14 protein-coding genes are annotated in these 17,056 nt (G+C 65.6%); 8 read left to right on the top strand and 6 right to left on the bottom strand.

The window, feature by feature from the left end; all coding sequences use genetic code 11:
* Window positions 1–55: 55 nt before the first annotated feature.
* The 3 genes from AABD04_RS11765 to AABD04_RS11775 all read right to left on the bottom strand — a co-directional run bounded on the left by AABD04_RS11765 (window position 56) and on the right by AABD04_RS11775 (window position 3,451).
* Entirely contained in the window at window positions 56–1,777 is a 1,722-nt protein-coding gene (locus AABD04_RS11765) for a DEAD/DEAH box helicase (RefSeq protein ID WP_374230318.1), read from the bottom strand.
* A gap of 277 nt (window positions 1,778–2,054) precedes the next feature.
* On the bottom strand, window positions 2,055–3,011 hold the full coding sequence (locus AABD04_RS11770) for a M56 family metallopeptidase (protein ID WP_341441282.1): 957 nt from the start codon (window positions 3,009–3,011) through the stop codon (window positions 2,055–2,057).
* A 23-nt stretch (window positions 3,012–3,034) separates the two neighbouring features.
* A complete protein-coding gene (locus tag AABD04_RS11775; RefSeq protein ID WP_243596178.1) occupies window positions 3,035–3,451 on the bottom strand; it encodes a BlaI/MecI/CopY family transcriptional regulator in 417 nt (138 codons plus the stop codon).
* A gap of 191 nt (window positions 3,452–3,642) precedes the next feature.
* Between AABD04_RS11775 and AABD04_RS11780 the strand changes: the two genes are divergently transcribed.
* Entirely contained in the window at window positions 3,643–4,944 is a 1,302-nt protein-coding gene (locus AABD04_RS11780; protein ID WP_341441283.1) for an alpha/beta hydrolase, read from the top strand.
* A 68-nt stretch (window positions 4,945–5,012) separates the two neighbouring features.
* Window positions 5,013–7,580 carry a bifunctional lysylphosphatidylglycerol flippase/synthetase MprF gene (locus tag AABD04_RS11785; protein ID WP_341443019.1) on the top strand — a complete coding sequence of 856 codons (2,568 nt, stop codon included), beginning with the start codon at window positions 5,013–5,015 and terminating at the stop codon, window positions 7,578–7,580.
* A gap of 9 nt (window positions 7,581–7,589) precedes the next feature.
* Here the strand turns inward: AABD04_RS11785 and AABD04_RS11790 are convergent, their stop codons facing one another.
* From AABD04_RS11790 to AABD04_RS11800, 3 genes are all read right to left on the bottom strand, one after another.
* Window positions 7,590–8,459 (bottom strand): ABC transporter ATP-binding protein, encoded by an 870-nt coding sequence (locus AABD04_RS11790; protein WP_341441284.1) that lies wholly within the window; start codon window positions 8,457–8,459, stop codon window positions 7,590–7,592.
* Entirely contained in the window at window positions 8,456–9,451 is a 996-nt protein-coding gene (locus AABD04_RS11795; RefSeq protein WP_341443020.1) for a FecCD family ABC transporter permease, read from the bottom strand. The genes AABD04_RS11790 and AABD04_RS11795 overlap by 4 nt, the downstream gene beginning before the upstream one ends.
* Before the next feature lie 101 nt (window positions 9,452–9,552).
* Entirely contained in the window at window positions 9,553–11,028 is a 1,476-nt protein-coding gene (locus tag AABD04_RS11800) for a FecCD family ABC transporter permease (RefSeq protein ID WP_341441285.1), read from the bottom strand.
* A gap of 182 nt (window positions 11,029–11,210) precedes the next feature.
* Here AABD04_RS11800 and AABD04_RS11805 point away from each other — a divergent pair, with 182 nt between their 5' ends.
* The 6 genes from AABD04_RS11805 to AABD04_RS11830 all read left to right on the top strand — a co-directional run bounded on the left by AABD04_RS11805 (window position 11,211) and on the right by AABD04_RS11830 (window position 17,038).
* Window positions 11,211–11,972: a hypothetical protein gene (locus tag AABD04_RS11805; protein ID WP_423228139.1), complete on the top strand. Its 762-nt coding sequence runs from the start codon at window positions 11,211–11,213 to the stop codon at window positions 11,970–11,972.
* 223 nt (window positions 11,973–12,195) lie between these two features.
* A complete protein-coding gene (locus AABD04_RS11810) occupies window positions 12,196–12,657 on the top strand; it encodes a PaaI family thioesterase (RefSeq protein WP_374230319.1) in 462 nt (153 codons plus the stop codon).
* A gap of 5 nt (window positions 12,658–12,662) precedes the next feature.
* Window positions 12,663–13,943: a DUF6986 family protein gene (locus AABD04_RS11815; protein ID WP_341441286.1), complete on the top strand. Its 1,281-nt coding sequence runs from the start codon at window positions 12,663–12,665 to the stop codon at window positions 13,941–13,943.
* An 85-nt stretch (window positions 13,944–14,028) separates the two neighbouring features.
* Complete coding sequence (locus AABD04_RS11820; RefSeq protein ID WP_341441287.1) at window positions 14,029–14,661, top strand: urease subunit gamma; 633 nt, start codon at window positions 14,029–14,031, stop codon at window positions 14,659–14,661.
* Window positions 14,661–16,382 (top strand): urease subunit alpha, encoded by a 1,722-nt coding sequence (locus AABD04_RS11825; RefSeq protein ID WP_341441288.1) that lies wholly within the window; start codon window positions 14,661–14,663, stop codon window positions 16,380–16,382. The genes AABD04_RS11820 and AABD04_RS11825 overlap by 1 nt, the downstream gene beginning before the upstream one ends.
* Complete coding sequence (locus AABD04_RS11830; protein ID WP_341441289.1) at window positions 16,382–17,038, top strand: urease accessory protein UreF; 657 nt, start codon at window positions 16,382–16,384, stop codon at window positions 17,036–17,038. The genes AABD04_RS11825 and AABD04_RS11830 overlap by 1 nt, the downstream gene beginning before the upstream one ends.
* Window positions 17,039–17,056: the final 18 nt, after the last annotated feature.

Raw genomic sequence — 17,056 nt, forward strand, 5'->3', positions numbered from 1 at the left:
GCGGCACCCGTTGTTGCAGTTCCGGTCGGATCACGACCTCACGGTGACGAACCGATCAGTGGCTGCGAGCCGGACCGTCGAAACCGTCGTACGAACGGCGTTCCGTGCGGCTGCGGAAGCCTCCGGAGCGGTGCTCGTCCTGGCGGGGACCGGACGCGGGACGACGGTTGTCGGAGCCACGGTACGAGCTCGAGTCCGAGCGACGCGGACGGTCTCCCTGGTAGCCCTCGCCGCTGCGCGGGTTGGAGCCCTGGTAGCCGCCGCCGCTGCGGGGATTGGAACCCTGGTAGCCCTCGCCACGCGGGTTCGAACCCTGGTAGCCGGTGCGGGGACGGTCTCCTTGGTAGCCCTCGCCGCTGCGCGGATTGGAGCCTTGGTAGCCGCCACTGCTGCGGGGGTTCGAGCCCTGGTACCCGCCACTGCTGCGCGGGTTGGAGCCCTGGTATCCGCCGCCGCTGCGTGGGTTCGATCCCTGGTAGCCGGGACGGCTGTTCCGGTCACGGGGAGCGGACTCGGCGCGCAGGGGCTCACCGGTCGGCTTCTTCGCCCCGGTGATGCTGTTCAGCTCGGCCGAACCGGGCGAGACGTTGACGGCGGTGGCCTTGACGCCGGCCATACCGGTCAGACGCAGAACCTGACGACGCTGGTTGGGGAGCACGATCGCGACAACGGTGCCCTTTTCTCCGGCGCGTGCTGTGCGTCCTGCGCGGTGCAGGTAGTCCTTGTGGTCTGCGGGCGGGTCGACGTGAACGACCAGGTCGATACCGTCGACGTGGATTCCGCGAGCAGCGACGTCGGTGGCGACGAGAACGGGGGTACGGCCGTTCTTGAAGCGCTCGAGAACGCGGGTGCGCTGATTCTGTGCCTTGCCACCGTGCAGTGACTCCGCGGCGATACCGAGCGCACGAAGACGGTCGGTGATTCCGTCGCAGCCCAGCTTGGTACGCGCGAACATGATGGTGCGGCCGCCTTCGCGGGCACCGATCTCGGAGAGAACAAGATCCTTCTGACCCCGGTCGACCATGAGTACGTAGTGATCCATGGTCCGGACGCTGGCTTTGCCGTCCTGGGTGGAGTGCTCGACGTGATCGGGCAGGAACTGGCGAACCAGCGACTGAACCTCACGGTCGAGGGTTGCCGAGAACAGCATGCGCTGTCCGTCTGCCGGAGTGTCGGCGAGGACGGCACGCACCTCGGGCAGGAAGCCCATGTCGGCCATCTGATCGGCCTCGTCGAGAGCGGTGATCTCGATGGAGTCCAGGATGCAGGTGCCCTGACGAAGGTGATCGGCGAGGCGGCCCGGGGTGGCGACGAGAACGTCGACTCCGCGTCGGAGCTGCTCGACCTGCTTGTTGAACGGGGTGCCGCCGACGGCGGGCATGACTCGCAGGCCCTGCGCATTGGCGTAGGGAGCGAGAGATTCGACGACCTGGAAGGCGAGCTCGCGGGTGGGAACCAGCACCAGTGAACGCGGGCGCTTCGCGGCCGGTCGGTCGGTGTGCAGCGACAGGCGTTGCAGAATCGGCAGGCCGAAGGCGAGGGTCTTGCCCGAACCTGTCTGCGCGCGACCGAGGACGTTCTTGCCGGCGATCGCGTCGGGGAGCGCCTTCTCCTGGATGGGGGAGGGCACGGTGATCGAGTTGCGCGCCAATGCGGCGACGACTGCCTCGGGCAGTCCGAGATCGGCGAAGGTGAAAGCCGGTGCCGCTACGGGCGTCGGGACTGCCGTGGCGTCGGAAGTGGTGGAAACGGGTGTGTTGGAAACAGCGTGGGTCACGCAGTAAAGCCTCTCCGGATTACGGGCACGCCAATAAGCCCGAAGCTGAGAGCACCCGAAGAACCGGGAAACACGAAAAACAGCCAGAACACATTGATACGAGCCAGGGCACTGTCACCTGGCCATCAGAATGCAGCTGAGAACTGCATAAAGTGGGGCTGTTTGTGCCATTTCGATTGCTAGGTCGCGATGGCGACCGGTCTCTACTGTACGGGACGTATCGCGAATTGTTCGACTCGATTCGATGTGACCTGTGCGACCCCGATCGCGTGCAGACTCACCCGACGAGCTTGCTCAGTTCTTCCAGCCACGGCATGGCGACGTAGATCGTGGGGAGAACGAGGATCACCACGGCCGCTGCGTAGGCAGCCGCGGCGATGCGCACATCGCTGCCCGGTCCGCTCAAGCGTTGAACACGGATCAGGGTGTGCGGTCCACCGGCCGCCATCGCACCACGCGGTGCGGTGGACCCGGCACACGTGACCAGTGCCCTGGCCAGCGGAGTGGGGCCGGTCACCTTGACCGCCGAATCGTCTGCGAGCAGCTCGACCAGCAATTGCACGCTGCCGAGGGCGGATTTGCTTCGGACGATCCGCGGAAACGCTTCGTTGACCGCGGTGAACGCCTCGAGGACCAGGTCGTGGCGGGCCCGAAGATGGGACCGCTCGTGACTGAGTATGGCGGTCACTTCTGCCTCGGAGAGGCTGGCCAGTGTTCCTCGACTGAGGACCACCCGCTGGCGCAGACCGGGCAAGCAGTACGCAATCGGTTCGGCCGCGTCGATCACTCGAATGTCGGCATCCCGAAGACCACGAAAAGGGTTCTCGCCCAAGTCACTTCGATCCAGAAGATCTACGAGTACGCGGTGCCTGGACCGGCGGCGGCGAGTTCTGATCGCTACCTGAACGACAGAGAACACCAGTTTGGCGCCGATACCGAGCGTGATCGCGAGGACGACGACGTAGAGGATCCACAGAGGGAGACCCAGTGCGTCGATCTCGTCGGTCGGGGCCGTCGTCGGACGGCCGTCCGGACCGGGAACCAACAGCAGTCCGCCGATGGCGAGGCCGGAGCTGAATGCAGAGAGAACAGCAGCGAGAGCAATTGCCTGCCACAGCACGAGGGCGGCGCGGGGTGACCGGTACGGCCACGTAGCCCGAGCGAGCACCGCTGGAACCGGCCCCGCCAGAATCAGCGCGAGTACCGCAAAAACCAGGGCAGTCGTCGAGTTCATGTCCTCACTTACTACGGCGAGCGTCAGTCCCTCGGACGGCTATCTCCAGCCGAAGGGGACTCTGTAGTCGATTGTGCCACTTCCAACGCGGCAAGTGCCTCACGGAGTGCGGCGGCCTCGTCGGCCCCCACCTGCCCGACGAAGTGCACGAGAGCCGCTGCGCGTCCACCCGATGCCGGTGCCTGCGACAGAGCGTCGACCATGAGGCTTGCTACCAACTCGTCGCGGCCGTGCAACGGCGCGTACCGGTGCGCTCTGTCGTCGCGTTGCTGGACGACCAACTTCTTCTTCGCCAGCCGCTGCAGGACGGTCATCACCGTCGTGTACGCGAGTTCGCGATGCGTCGCGAGCGCCTCGTGGACCTGTCGAACGGTCTGGGGATCCGACGACTCCCACAGATGGTCCATCACTGCGCGCTCTAGTTCACCAAGACCAGCCATTCGTCCGAGTCTACGGCTACTCCGACGCCGATGCGTACTACTCGTAGTAGTAAGGATGGTGTGGTTTCGGTCATAGATGGCGCATCATCGAATCGGCGGGCCTGGACCGAAGGGCTCTCGAGGTGAATATTCTGTGCAGTGATCGTGCCGCCCTCGGCTCGACTCTCGACGAGTGAAGCGGAGACGACAGCGTGGACTGGTTCGATTCCCTGTCGTTGATCGACGGCCCGGTACCGGTGATCGTGTCGGTGCTCGGGGCTCTCGGCGGCGTCTGGTTGGTCGTCTCGTCGTCGCGGCGATTCTCGAGACGTGCGCTGCCGATCGCCGCGACGGTTGCAATCGTGGTCACGGCCGTCGGGTACGTGGTGGTCGAGAAGGTGTGGCGACCGTTCCCGGATCCGATAGCCACCACGATCTACGTGTGGATCGGAGTGGGTCTCGCCGCGCTGTTCGTGGTGGTGCCCCGGCTGTTCGCGGCCCGTGGGATCGCGGGCAAGTCGACGACTGTGGCGGCAGCGGTGCTCGTGGTGGCAGCTGCCGCCCTGCACGTCAACCTCGAGTTCGACGCCTACCCCACAGTGGGAAACGCCCTCGGAGTCGAATCCGCGGCCCGCATTCAGTTCTCGGACGTTCCGGCCGAAGTAGCGCAGACCGTCACCGGCACGCCGCTGGACTCCGTCTGGACCGCACCCCGGGATCTGCAGGTGGCCGGAAGGATCACGTCGGCGTCCATCCCGGCCACCGCGTCGAACTTCTCGGCCCGAGACGCCGAGATCTACCTGCCGCCCGCGTACTTCGCCGATCCTCGTCCGCTACTGCCGGTTCTGGTGCTGCTGGCCGGGCAGCCGGGTGCGCCCGAGGACTGGCTCAACGGTGGAAAGCTCGCCGAGACCATGGACGATTTCGCCCGCGACCATGCAGGCCTGGCGCCGGTCGTCGTGGTCGCGGACGGAACCGGGTCCTCGATCGCGAATCCGCTCTGCGTCGATTCACCCCTCGGCAACGTGGACACCTACCTCTCCCGCGACGTTCCCGACTGGATCGACAACGCGCTTCAGGTGGATCGCAATCGCGCTCACTGGGCGATCGGTGGATTGTCGTACGGCGGAACGTGCTCGATTCAGATGGCGACCAATCATCCCGACATCTATCCCACGTTTCTCGACCTCTCCGGTCAGCGTGAGCCCACCCTCGGTGACCGAGATCGGACGGTGCAGGAGGCCTTCGGTGGTAATTCCGCTGCGTTCACCGCCGTCAACCCGCTCGACCTGCTGAAATCACGTCGGTACCCCGACTCTGCCGGTATTTTCGTCGTGGGGTCGGACGACAAGGACTACAAACCGGGCCAACAGGAGATGTACGCCGCGGCGAAGGCCGCCGGGATGGACGTGCAGTACGTGGAGGTACCGGGCGGGCACAGCTTCGCGGTGTGGTCGGAAGGCCTCCGGCGTGAGCTCCCATGGCTGGCAACGAGAACAGGGTTGATGTCGTGAATGTGACCGATCCGGAACGACCGTCTGCGGCGGACGCCGAACCACCCACGCCCGCCGAACCGTCGTGGATGTCCGAGCGCACGGAATCCCTGAGGTCGGGTGTGTCTGCAGTCGTGCGCCAGCTTCGGCGGGTGTGGGCGCTCATCGTGTTCGGTGCCGTGGGAGCACCGGTGAGTTTCACCTTGCTCGCCGTCGTCTGGGTGATGGGCATCGTCGCTGCGGTCGTGGACAACCGGGGCGAGATGGACAAGTACTTCGCCGTGGGCATCATGCCGTTCGAGCACTGGCACCTGTGGACCCCGCTCACCTCGGGTCTGGCGGCACCCAACATCGCCGGGTGTGTGGTGGCCACAGTCGGGGTGCTGCTCGCCGCCGCACCGATCGAGCGTCGTATCGGATCTCGTCGCTTCGCCGTCGCAGCATTGGTGACACAGGTGGCCGGCTCGCTGCTCGGTCTCGGTCTCGCGGCCCTGGCCAAGACCTTCGACGCGGACTGGGGCTTCCGGTTGCACGTCGGAACCGCGGTGGGCCCGACAACATGGATCTTCGGTGTGGTCCTGGTCGCGACCTCGCGCATGGACACCCTGTGGCGCAGGCGAATCCGGGTCGGCGTCCTCGCATTGTTGGTGACGCTGGCTCTGTTCGGTGGGCACCTGCAGGACGTCGTTCGGCTCTCCGCGGCGGTGATCGGTCTGATTGTCGGACCATGGATCGTCGGGCGATCGGCCCGCGGCCCTCGATTGGCGGGTACCCAACGCGAAGGTCGGGTGTTGGTTGCGCTGATCGTCGCCGCGAGTGCCCTCGGCCCGGTGCTGGCTGCCCTGAGTCCCAACGCTGTCGGGCCGTTCGCGGTACTTCGTGATGTAGTGCGGGGGGTGCCGTACACGGCGGCCGAGGTGCGCGAAATCTGCGCCGACGCGACCACCGACCCGGTCGAATGCCGTCGTGGTCTGCTCGAGCTCAGACTCGGGGGAGTCGGACCGACCATCCTGAGCATCATGCCGTCGCTGTTCTTGCTGGTGGTCAGTGACGGACTCCGCCGGGGCAGACGCTTCGCGTGGGCACTGGCGGTGGTTTCCCAACTGATACTGCTCGCACTGTCGTTGGCCAACTTCGCAGTTCGGTTTCTCGATGCGGGCGATGACCAGTCGCTGTTCTACGGTCTCGAATCGCCGACCGCATATCGCACCGTGGTTCCGTTCCTCCTGCCGCTGATCGTATTGGTGGTCCTGGGCGTCACCCGAAAGTTCTTCGACGTGTCGGCGCCATCGGGCACCTATCGTCGATGGGCAGCCTCGGTGATCGGGGTGTCGGTGGGGCTCGCCCTGATCTACTCGATCGGTGGGTATCTGGCCCGAGCCGGCTTCGCCGATTCGGCGTCCTTCGGCGGGTTACTGGCGGACTTCCCGCAACGATTGATTCCCCCGGTCTATCTGCAGTGGCTCGAACCCGCCCTGCTTCCGCAGAGCGTCCCGACGACCTTGCTCTTCGAGTGGACCGGCGTGGTGTTCTGGGTGGTGGTCTGCGTGCTTGCGGCCAGTACCTTCCTCACCCCGGTGTACGGCGCCGAGACCGACGCCGTCGAACGGGCGCGCGGATTGCTCATGTCCAGCAGCGGGTCGGCTCTGTCGTGGATGACGACCTGGCGCGGAAACAAGTACTGGTTCGGCCCGGACGGCGCCAGCTATGTCGCCTACCGAGTCATTTCCGGCGTAGCTCTGACCACCGGTGATCCCGTCGGGCCACGGGAGTCCCTGCGGGACAACGTCGTCGACTTCGCGGAGTTCGCGTCGAAGAACGGTTGGATTCCATGCTTCTACTCCGTCACCCCCGACGTCCGCCGCATCACCGATTCCCTCGGCTGGGGCGGAATCCAGGTCGGTGAGGAAACGGTTCTCGACCTGGACGGAATTGCCTTCACCGGCAAACGATTCCAGGATGTGCGGACTGCACTGAACAGAGCGAAAAAAGCCGGCGTCGTCGCAGAATGGATTCGTTTTCCTTCTGCTCCGCTGGCGATCACAGACCAGATCACTGCTATCTCGGAGGAGTGGGTCGCGGACAAGGGCATGCCCGAGATGGGCTTCACCCTCGGCGGTCTCGAGGAGGTCGACGACGAGAACGTGCGGTGCCTGATCGCGGTCGACGAGCAACGGACCGTGCACGGCGTGACCTCGTGGATGCCGGTATACGAGGACGGAGCCATCGTCGGATGGACGCTCGATTTCATGAGACGGCGATCCGAAGGGTTTCGACCCACGATGGAATTCCTCATCGCATCGGCCGCTCTGCTGCTCGAGCAGGAGGGCGCCAGATTCCTCAGTCTCTCGGGCGCACCCCTGGCCAAAGTCGACGAGAAACAACCCGAACACGTGGCCAGTGCCGAGCAATCGACGCTCTCGGGACTGTTGGAGCGGCTGCTCGACGTCCTCGGACGCACTCTCGAACCCGTCTATGGATTCCGTTCCTTGTTGGCGTTCAAATCGAAGTTCCAGCCTCGCTACGAACCGATGCACATGACCTTCGCGGATCCGGCCGCATTGCCCAGTATCGGCAACGCGATCGGCCGCGCATATCTGCCGGACGTGTCGATCGGTCAGGGCTTCAAGCTGGTGCGCACCATGATCGAGCGGTGACGCCGCTCGTCAGTTGGTGGTGAACGGTTCTGCAGCAGAACGGTGCAGTGACTTCACCGGCCCGCCGACCGACCCGTACACGTGCCGGGTGCCGATCGGAACGACGAGTGGGCGATCGGACATCGGGTCCTCGATCACGGCGGCTTCGAGGCCGAAGACGTCGAGCAGAAGCTGCTCGGAAATGACGTCCTGCGGCCGACCCGAGGTGACGATCTGTCCCTGCTTCATCACGATCAACCGGTCGCTGTAGCGAATTGCCAAGTTGAGGTCGTGCAGCACCATCACGATGGTGCGGCCGAGTTCGTCGTGCAGCCGGTCGACGAGGTCCAGGACTTCGATGGAGTGCGCCAGATCGAGGTAGGTGGTCGGCTCGTCGAGGAGCAGAATGTCGGTGCCCTGGGCCAGCGCCATCGAGATCCATGCGCGCTGCCGTTGGCCGCCGGACAGTTCGTCGACGGGTCGGTCGGCGAGATCTGCGACCCCGGTCAGTTCCAACGCGTTCGCCACCTCGGCCTCGTCGTCCGAGCTCCACTGCCGGATCCACGACTGGTGCGGATGGCGACCGCGCGACACCAGATCGGCGACAGTGAGCCCCTCGGGAGCGGTCGGTGCCTGAGGCAGCATTCCCAGGGTGCGAGCCACCTCCTTGGTCTTCATCGACGAGATCGCCCGGCCGTCGAGCGTGACGCTTCCGGCCTTGGGCTTGAGCAGGCGGCCGAGCGAACGAAGCAGGGTCGATTTTCCGCAGCCGTTGGGACCGATGACCGTGGTGATGACACCGGTGTGAATTTCGAGATCGAGGTGCTCGACGATGATGCGATCGCCGTAACCGAGGCTGAGGTCTTCCGCGATCAGGCGCGAGGTGTGGCTGGTTGTCATACGGAAGCCTTTCGATTACTGCGAACGAGAAGGTAGAGCAGGAAGGGCCCACCGAGGGCGGAGGTGACGATTCCGACCGGGAGCTCCACCGGCAGAATGGTGCGCGCGATGAGATCGCTTGCCACCACCAACAATCCACCCAGGAGTGCCGAGGCGATGATCGGCGGGCCCGGCGTTCGCAGAATCCTCAGCGCGATCTGGGGGGCGGCCAGCGCTACGAATCCGATGGGTCCGGCCGCGGCGGTGGCGATCGCCGCGAGCGCGACAGCAGCGAGCAGCATCATGGCTTGGCTGTGTTGGAGGCGCACGCCGAGCGATCGCGCGTTGTCGTCACCCAGGCGTAGCGCGCCGAGGGTGAACGTCGCGATGACGGTGCCACCGCCGACGAGTACGACAGCCGCCGCGACCGGCCAGACCGACGCCCAGTTGGCACCGTTGAGCGAGCCGTTGAGCCAGACCTGAGCGCGCGAGACGTCGTTGATGTCGGCGCTGATCAGTAGCCAGCCGATCACGGCCGTGAGCATGGCGTTGACGGCAATTCCCACCAGAATGAGCCGGAAGCCGTCGACACCTTTTCGCCAGGCGAGGGTGTAGATCGCGATTGCGGTGAGCAGACCGCCGATCAGGGCTGCGAGTGGCAGGCCAAGAGTAGCGAGCAGACCGCTGAAGCTGCCGCCTCCGCCGAGCACGATCAATGCGACGGCTGCGGCACTGGAACCGGCGGTGATACCGAGGATGTCGGGGCTGGCGAGCGCGTTGCGGGAAATCGACTGGGTGATGGCCCCGGATATACCGAGTGCGGCTCCGACCAGCAGACCGGTCAGAGATCGCGGCAGGCGCAGGTCCATCACGATGAAGCGCTCGATCCTCGAGCCACCACCGAGCAGCACGTCGAGGACCTGAGCTATCGACAGCGGAAAGTCGCCGCGGCCGATGTTGACGCACATGACCAGCACCAGGGCCACGGCCAGCAGGGCGGTGGTCAGAACCATCAGCGGCCGTCGAACGGTCGAGATCGGGCCGAGGCGAAACGGAGGCCGAGTGCGAACCGCGCCGGTACCGGACGGGGGTGCGGGGGACCGTACGTCGGCGGTCACAGGCCGACCAGCTTTCTGCGTCGAACGAGGGCGATGAAGAAGGGCGCTCCGATCAGGGCCAGAACGATGCCCACCTGTAGCTCGCCCGGGCGCACCACGACGCGACCGATGACGTCGGCGATCATCAGCATCACTCCGCCCATGAGTCCTGCGTAGGGGACCAGCCAGCGGTAGTCGGGTCCCGTCACCGCCCGAGCGATGTGGGGCACGACCAGGCCGACGAACGCAATGGGTCCGCACGCGGCAGTCGCTGCGCCGGTCAACAGAGTGATGGCGAGGATTCCGACGGTTCGGGTGATCGCGATGTTGGTCCCGAGCGAGCGTGCGACGTCCTCGCCGAGGCTCATGACATTCAGGCCGGGAGTGCTCGCGAGTGCGATCAGAACGCCGATCACCAGGAAGGGCAATACCTGCCACAGCACATCGAGGCCGCGTCCTGCGACCGATCCGACCACCCAGAAGCGGTAGCCGTCGAGGCTGGTCTGATCGAGCAATACGACGGCGTTGGTCATCGCCGAGAGAAAGAACGCGACGCCCGCTCCGGCCAGGGCCAGATTGATCGGACTGGATCTGCCCGATCCGATCGACGACAGTCCGAACACGACGACGCTCGCCACCGCAGAGCCGGCGAACGCGAACCACAGGTACTGACTCGGTGAGGTGAACCGAAACAGGTAGATGGCCATCACCACGAAGAACGCCGCTCCGGCATTGAGGCCGAGCAGGCTGGCGTCGGCCAACGGATTGCGCGTGTGGCCCTGGATGAGGGCACCTGCGATACCGAGCGCGATGCCGACGACCAGCGCGAGCACCGTGCGCGGAATCCGCAACGTGCGCACGATGATGTCGGTGTCGGTGCCCGTCGAATTCAGCAGGGCGTGCGCGATCTCGGCGAACGTCAGTGGCCGGGCACCGATGGCGATGCTCGCGAGTATCCCGGCCACGAGAGCTGCGACCAGGACGGCCAAGCCGAGCAATCTCCGCCGTCGAATGGCTGCGACCGAACCGTCTTTGGGGATGGGCTCGAACCCGTCCGCGACAGCCGCCTTGTCACGCACCACCTCGGACGATGCAGCACCTATGCGGAACTGGCGTCCGAGGGCACGCCGCGCGCCGATCGGGCCGTGCGTGGTGCTGTCACGCAGCGTCAGGCCCATCCAACGTCGACCGGTGCTCTGGCCTTCGTTGCCGTCGCGGTATCCGCGGTTCCAGACGAACAGAGCCAGCGCGACGCACACGGCGATCGTGCCGAACACGAATCGGTCCGCCTGGCCGCCACCGTTGTCGTCGCGGAGCGCGCCGACGATCGACCAGCCGACGAAGAGCGGGAGCAGCACGATAAGGGCATCGATCGCGGCAGCGGCGATGCGAGAACTCCGCGGCGGCGGTCCCGCGGGCACGTCCTGGGTCCCGTACTGCTCGTCGGGAGACCGGCGAGCGCCGTGGGGGCCGAGTAGCGGAGCTGTTGTCACTGTGGTCGTGACTCCTCGCTGTATCGAAGGGACTCGGTTTAGGTTACGGAACCCTTGCTCGCCGCGTGAGGCGAGGTAAGGATAGCGGTACCTGTCCCGGCCGAAGATCTGGTTAGGCTAACCTACATGCATGGGTCGAGGTGCGATGCGTGCACCCGCCACGAACTGCGAGGAGATTTCAGGTGTCAGTTGCAACCGCGGAATTCACGGGCTGGGCCGATGTGCATCGATTCTCGAATCGATCCGGCGCGGCGACGTTGTTGGCCGACTCGTGTGCAACCCTGCGTGCGCTGAATCCCGATTATCCGCGGATGTACGCGGTGGCAGCGATGGCGAACGAGGGAAAGCGACGCTGGTGGCAGTTGGCCGTGGGCCTCGACGACGGCCGCGTGGAGCAGATGTACCGACGGTCGCTCGAGGATCTCGATGTCCCGGAGGCCGCGGCAGTGCAGGTCGCGACGGCCTTGATCCACGCCGTTGTCGGCCGCGTGACCGCGCTGCTGGTTCTGGAGGCACGCGCCTGGGATCCGGGCATCGACAATCTGTGGATCCACATGGACAGCGACGGCGGGATCGATTGGGCGGGAGTAGCGTCGCCGATCCTGAGAGTCCTGCCGGAGGACCCGGCTGCGGGTGAGCCCGGCACGGTCACGCTCCCATGCGAACAGGCCTTGTTGGTCTGGACAGCGCACCGCTGCACGACGTCGCTCGGTGCGGTCCACCGCGCGGTGTCGGAGCGCGCACCGCTGGACGCGCGAGTCTTCTGGGCTCTGGTGGGCGACGCCATCCTCGGGGCCTCGACGTACGTGCCGATTCTTGCGGGGGCGGGCGCATCTGCCGGTGCGCGCAGGGGTCAGATGCTGCTCGACGCGATGGTCACTGCGGGCGCTCCCGTCCGGTCACGCGTCGGGGTGCCTGGCCGGGTGCGGCTGCGGGCGTCGTGACGCCCTTGCGCATGAACTAAGGTTTGCCTATGCTGACTTGGTACCAACGGACCGCGCCGGAGTCCTGAGGGCTGCAGTGACTCCCGGTCCTTGCCACGGTGGGCCTCTCGTTCTCAGCGAACGAGAGGCCCACCGATTTTCGTGGGTCGATCGTCGTGTATCTCTGAGTCGGAGTCGACAGTCGAGTCGGCCGGACCATTTCGACGCCACCGGAGGCAGAGCTATGACGGACTCGAACGGCATTACTGGGGAGAGCACCTTCGACACCATGACGCCGGAGCAGCTCACAGAACTGTGTGCACGAGGATTCGACGGGGTCGTCGGCCTGCGATACCTCGAGGTGTCCGGCGACGAGGTGCGCGCGGAATGGACCGTGACCCCGCAGCTTCATCAACCGGCCGGAATCATGCACGGGGGCGTGCTGTGCTCGGTGGTCGAATCGGTGGCCAGTATCGGTGGATCGGCGTGGTTCGGCGCGCGCGGACACGTGGTCGGAACCAACAACAACACCGATTTCCTGCGCGCAACGCGCTCGGGAACCCTGACCGCGCACGGACATCCGATTCATCGGGGTCGCACCCAACAGCTCTGGCAGGTCGACATGACGGACGAGAACGGACGCCTTGTCGCCCAGGGCAAGGTCCGGCTCGCGAATGTCGAAAACACCGCGCATCTGGGACAGTGAGGCCCATGACCGGACACAGCGACAACGCCGAATCCTCCTCCGAGTCCAGGGGCACCGCATTGACCCCCGACGCGTTCGATCGCCTGGAGTCACTGTTCGGTCCCATCGATGACGAACTAACACAGCACTATCCGGGTGACCGAATCGGCGGTCAGCCTTCGCACACCGTCTACGTATCGGCCGCGGACGCTTCGGCTGCCGTGCCGGACGAATGGGGCGCGGCCGCCCTGGCCATCCTGGACGCCAATCCCGAGGCATTCGCGGGACTCGACACCGCCGACGCACTGCCCCTCGTGCGTGACCGGCTCGGCGGTGCCCCTGTGCAAGATCTCAGATTCGACTTCGAGGACGGCTACGGGTGGCGGTCGGACGCCGTCGAGGACGGTCATGCGCGCGCAGCCGGTGCCGCGCTGTCGGCGTTGGCGCTGGATACAGCGGGCCCGACATGGCTCGGAGTGCGCGCCAAAGGGCTTGCTGCACATGAGCGTCGGCGTGGTATTCGCACCCTCGAGCTCGTTCTGGAGGGAGCCGGGGGAGTGCCCGACGGCTTCGTGTTCACCGTACCCAAGCTGCGCGCCGTCCAGCAGGTGGCCGCAGTAGTGGCCGTGTGCGAGGAACTCGAGCGGGCCCATGGTCTACCGGATCGCGCGCTTCGGTTCGAGTTGCAGATCGAGAGCCCACAGGCGGTGATCGGGGCCGATGGCACGACGACGCTCGCGCGGGCGATCACTCGGGCGGACGGCCGCTGCACCGCCCTGCACTACGGGACCTACGACTACAGCGCCGCCTGCGGAATCACTTCTGCGCAGCAATCATTGGCGCATCCGGTGGCAGACCATGCGAAGAACGTCATGTTGGTGGCGGCGGCGCAGACCGGGGTATGGTTGTGTGACGGCTCGACCCAGGTGGTGCCGACCGGCGATCCCGATCAGGTCGCGTCATCCGCTCGGCGGCATTTCGATCTGGTCACCAGATCCCTCGAGCGGGGCTTCTATCAGGGCTGGGACATGCATCCCGGTCATCTGGTGACACGGTGGCTCGCCACCTTCGGCTTCTTCCGTCAGGCCATGCTGGTCGCTGCTGCTCGATTGGGCAGCTACCTCGATCGCCAGGGTGGTGAGGTGATGGACGAGCCGGCGACGGCGCAGGCGTTGGCAGGCGTTCTGGTGCGGGGTCTGGATTCGGGCGCGTTCGGCATCGCCGAGCTGCAGAACGTTGCTGCCGGCATCGACCGAGACGTGCTGCGGGGACTGCTCGATCGATCGGTGACCGTGCCGCTCGGATGAGGTGCGTCGGCGCACTCCGCTGCCGACGGGTCGCAAGCGTGTCAGAATTGCCGGGCACCATCACCGATCGGGACGGAGAACTCCAATGCGGTTGTCTCCGCACGAGCAGGACCGACTGCTCGTCAGTTACGCGGCCGGACTCGCTCGCCGTCGTCAGGCACGCGGCCTGAAGCTCAACCACCCCGAGGCGATCGCGGTCATCACCGATCACCTCCTCGAGGGTGCCCGCGACGGCCGATCGGTCGCAGACCTGATGTCCTCGGGTCGTGAGGTTCTCGGTGCCGACGACGTGCTCGACGGGGTGCCCGAGTTGCTCCCCGAGGTGATGGTGGAAGCGACTTTTCCGGACGGTACGAAGCTGATCACGGTGCACGAGCCGATCTCGCCGACGCGGGGTGACGGCCACCTGATCCCGGGCGAGATCATCACTGTCGCAGGCGACATCGAGATCAACGAGGGTGCCGAGGTGATCTCGATGATCGTCGTGAACGCGGGAGATCGACCGGTACAGGTGGGTAGCCACGTGCATTTCCCGCAGTCCAATGCGGCTCTGCAGTTCGACCGTGAGCGGGCATACGGTTGCCGGCTCGACATCCCTGCGGGCACAGCGGTGCGTTTCGAGCCCGGCATCGAACAGACGATTCGGCTCGTGCCCCTCGGTGGCACGCGCGAGGTACACGGATTGAGCATGACACCTCCCGGAAAGTTGGACAGCTGATGGCGCGCATGAGTCGCAGTCGATACGCCCAGTTGTTCGGCCCCACCACGGGTGATCGAATCCGTTTGGCAGACACCGATCTTCTGATCGAGGTCACCGAGGACCGCAGTGGCGGACCCGGCAACGCCGGTGAGGAGGCCGTGTTCGGCGGCGGGAAGGTGATCCGTGAATCGATGGGTCAGTCCCGAGCCACCCGCGCCGACGGTGCTCCCGACACGGTGATCACCGGGGTGGTGGTTGTCGATTACTGGGGAATCATCAAGGCCGATCTCGGTATTCGCGACGGACGCATCGTGGCGCTCGGCAAGGCGGGCAACCCCGACACCATGACCGGGGTACATCCCGATCTCGTCATCGGCCCGTCCACCGAGATCATCGCGGGCAACGGGAAGATCGTCACAGCAGGCGGCATCGACTGCCACGTCCACCTGATCTGCCCTCAGATCAAGGAAGAAGCTCTCGGCGGCGGCATCACCACCGTCATCGCAGGAGGAACCGGCCCCGCCGAGGGCAGCAAGGCCACCACCGTCACTCCTGGCGCGTGGCACCTCTCCCGAATGCTGGAATCGCTGGACGACTGGCCGATGAACATCGTGCTCCTCGGCAAGGGCAACACGGTCAATCCGGACTCGATGTGGGAGCAATTACGAGCGGGCGCATCGGGTTTCAAACTGCACGAGGACTGGGGATCGACTCCGGCCGCGATCGACGCGTGCCTGCGAGTGTGCGAGGACGCAGGCGTTCAGGCAGCACTGCACTCGGACACCCTGAACGAGGCCGGCTTCGTCGAGACCACCCTCGATGCGATCAAGGGACGCGGAATTCACGCGTACCACACCGAGGGTGCGGGCGGTGGGCACGCGCCAGACATCATCACCGTTGCGGCGCAGCCACATGTGTTGCCCAGCTCGACCAACCCGACGCGTCCCCACACCGTCAACACCCTGGACGAACATCTCGACATGCTGATGGTGTGCCACCACCTCAGTCCTTCGATTCCGGAGGATCTCGCCTTCGCCGAGAGTCGAATCCGGCCGTCGACCATCGCGGCCGAGGATCTACTGCACGACATGGGTGCTATCTCGATGATCGGCAGTGACGCTCAGGCGATGGGCCGGATCGGTGAGGTGGTTCTGCGAACCTGGCAGACGGCACACGTGATGAAATCGCGCCGTGGCTTCCTGACCGGTGACAACGGAGCCGACAACAACCGTGTCATGCGCTACGTCGCGAAGTACACCATCTGCCCGGCCGTCGCACACGGCTTGGACGACGAGATCGGTTCGATCGAACCGGGGAAGCTCGCCGACCTCGTACTGTGGGATCCGGCGTTCTTCGGCGTACGTCCCCACATGGTGATCAAAGGCGGCATGATCGCCTGGGCTGCCATGGGCGATGCCAACGCGTCCATCCCGACCCCGCAGCCCGAACTGCCGCGTCCGATGTTCGGGGCGTCGCCGAAGGCGGCCGCCGCGACCTCACTGCATTTCGTTGCCCCACAGGCGATCGAGGACGGACTCGCTGGACGTCTGAACTGTGATCGACGGCTGGTTCCGGTCAAGAACGTGCGCGGCGTCAGGAAGTCGGACATGGCACACAACGACGCTCTGCCCGATATCCGAGTGGATCCCGACACCTTCACCGTGCGGATCGACGGTGACGTGTGGACAGAGCAACCGGCCACCGAACTGCCGATGGCGCAGCGATATTTCCTCTTCTGATGTCCGATGCCCGACTGCAGGTGACGACGCTTCTCTCGCTTGCCGATTCACGCCTGCCCACCGGCGGACACGTGCACTCCGGCGGAGTGGAGGAAGCCATCGCCTCGGGGTTCGTTCGAGACATCACCTCGCTCGAGGCGTTTCTGCGACGCCGTATCCGAACCTCCGGTGCCACGACTGCGTCCATTGCCGCATCGTTGGTGCACGGGTCGTCGAGCACGGACGAGGCCGATGCCGAATGCGACGCCCGAACTCCGTCCCCGGCAGCCAGGTCTGCCTCCCGTGCTCAGGGCCGTGGATTGCTTCGGTTGGCCAAATCTGCTTGGCCGCATCATGATTGGGCGTCGATCGGGCGGAGGCCACACCTGGCGGTTGCCGCTGGGCACGTCGGACTCGCGGCGGGCCTGTCGGTTGCCGACACGGCCGCGGTACAGGTGTACATCACCATGACCGGGTCGGCGATCGCAGCGCAGCGTCTCCTCGCGCTCGATCCGGCCGAGGTCGCGGCGTGCACCATCCGGTTGGGCGAGTTCTGCGACGACGTGACGGCCGCGGTGTGTCGATGTTTGCCGGAGCTGATGGAGTTGTCGGATCCGTTGCTGGACATGTTCGCCGAAGCCCACGCCGTCCGCGATCGTCCGTTGTTCGTATCCTGATTACGGTTCCATTTTTTT

Origin of the sequence: Rhodococcoides navarretei, assembly GCF_038069675.1 — a bacterium.
GTDB classification, from domain to species: Bacteria; Actinomycetota; Actinomycetes; order Mycobacteriales; family Mycobacteriaceae; genus Rhodococcoides; species Rhodococcoides navarretei.

Coding starts and splice junctions, on each gene's coding strand:
- AABD04_RS11790 (WP_341441284.1), bottom strand. CDS start 8,459: ATGACAACCAGCCACACCTCGCGCCTGATCGCGGAAGACCTCAGCCTC.
- AABD04_RS11795 (WP_341443020.1), bottom strand. CDS start 9,451: ATGGTTCTGACCACCGCCCTGCTGGCCGTGGCCCTGGTGCTGGTCATG.
- AABD04_RS11785 (WP_341443019.1), top strand. CDS start 5,013: ATGTCCGAGCGCACGGAATCCCTGAGGTCGGGTGTGTCTGCAGTCGTG.
- AABD04_RS11775 (WP_243596178.1), bottom strand. CDS start 3,451: ATGGCTGGTCTTGGTGAACTAGAGCGCGCAGTGATGGACCATCTGTGG.
- AABD04_RS11770 (WP_341441282.1), bottom strand. CDS start 3,011: ATGAACTCGACGACTGCCCTGGTTTTTGCGGTACTCGCGCTGATTCTG.
- AABD04_RS11810 (WP_374230319.1), top strand. CDS start 12,196: ATGACGGACTCGAACGGCATTACTGGGGAGAGCACCTTCGACACCATG.
- AABD04_RS11820 (WP_341441287.1), top strand. CDS start 14,029: ATGCGGTTGTCTCCGCACGAGCAGGACCGACTGCTCGTCAGTTACGCG.
- AABD04_RS11815 (WP_341441286.1), top strand. CDS start 12,663: ATGACCGGACACAGCGACAACGCCGAATCCTCCTCCGAGTCCAGGGGC.
- AABD04_RS11825 (WP_341441288.1), top strand. CDS start 14,661: ATGGCGCGCATGAGTCGCAGTCGATACGCCCAGTTGTTCGGCCCCACC.
- AABD04_RS11830 (WP_341441289.1), top strand. CDS start 16,382: ATGTCCGATGCCCGACTGCAGGTGACGACGCTTCTCTCGCTTGCCGAT.